This is a genomic window from Pseudonocardia kujensis (assembly GCF_021283305.1).
Taxonomy (GTDB): domain Bacteria; phylum Actinomycetota; class Actinomycetes; order Mycobacteriales; family Pseudonocardiaceae; genus Pseudonocardia; species Pseudonocardia kujensis.
This window is the reverse complement of record NZ_JAJSOK010000158.1, coordinates 1-1093: the sequence shown is the minus strand read 5'-3', so window position 1 is coordinate 1093 and position 1093 is coordinate 1. Positions and strand designations below refer to the sequence as shown.

1 protein-coding gene is annotated in these 1093 nt (G+C 67.3%); it reads right to left on the bottom strand.

The annotated features are described in order from the left end of the window. Positions 1-1045: IS630 family transposase (locus LWC35_RS38785; RefSeq protein ID WP_232875582.1), on the bottom strand; the 1045-nt coding region annotated here is incomplete at its 3' end. Positions 1046-1093 lie beyond the last annotated feature (48 nt).

The following is a 1093-nucleotide window of genomic DNA, read 5'->3' as shown; positions in this document are numbered from 1 at the left end:
CCAGGACCTCGTCGGCGGTTTTGGTCCAGGCGAACGGGCGCGGGTGGTCGTTCCAGGCTGAGATCCAGGCTCGGATGTCACGTTCGAGGGCGTGCAGGTTCTTGTGCACTCCGCGGCGGAGCTGCTTGTCGGTGAGCAGCGCGAACCAGCGTTCGACCTGGTTGAGCCAGGACGAGTAGGTCGGGGTGAAGTGCATGTGGAACCGCGGGTGAGCCTCGAGCCAACGCTGGATCGTCGGGGCCTTGTGGGTGCTGTAGTTGTCGCAGATCAGGTGCACGTCCAGCCCGACCGGGACCTGTTTGTCCAGCTTGACGAGGAACTTGCGGAACTCCGCGGCCCGGTGGCGGCGGTGGATGGAGCCGATGATCTCGCCGGTGGCCACGTCGAGTGCGGCGAACAAGGTGGTGATGCCGTGGCGGAGGTAGTCGTGGGTGCGCCGCTCGGGCATGCCCGGCATCATCGGCAGCACCGGCGCGGAGCGGTCCAGGGCCTGGATCTGGGTCTTCTCGTCCACGCACAGCACCAGCGCCTTCTCCGGCGGGTCGAGGTAGAGCCCGACGATGTCACGGACCTTGTCCACGAACTGCGGGTCGGTGGAGAGCTTAAACGTCTCGACCTGGTGCGGTTTGAGCCCGAAGGCCTTCCAGATCCGGCCCACCGTGGAGCGCGACAGGCCGCTTTCGGTGGCCATCGACGCCCGTGACCAGTGCGTCGCGTCCGCTGGGGTGCGCTCCAGGGTGTCCACGACGACCTGCTCGATCTGCTCGTCGGTGATCGTGCGGGGAGCACCCGGGCGCGGCTCGTCGACCAATCCGTCCAGCCCCGCCTTCGCGAAACGCGACCGCCACTTCCCGACCGTCACCGCATGACAGCCCAGCTTCGCGGCGATTGCGGTGTTCGACTCACCGTCCGCGGCGGCCAGCACGATCTTGCTGCGCAGAGCGAGTGCCTGCGAGGACTTCGCCCGCCGTGACCACCGGACCAGCGTCTCGCGCTGCTCGTCGGTCAGGTTCACCTCGGCCACCGGCCGGCCCCTACTCGGCACGACCGGCAGCCTACCGATATTTAGCGAATTTCAGGCGCAGGACACTAG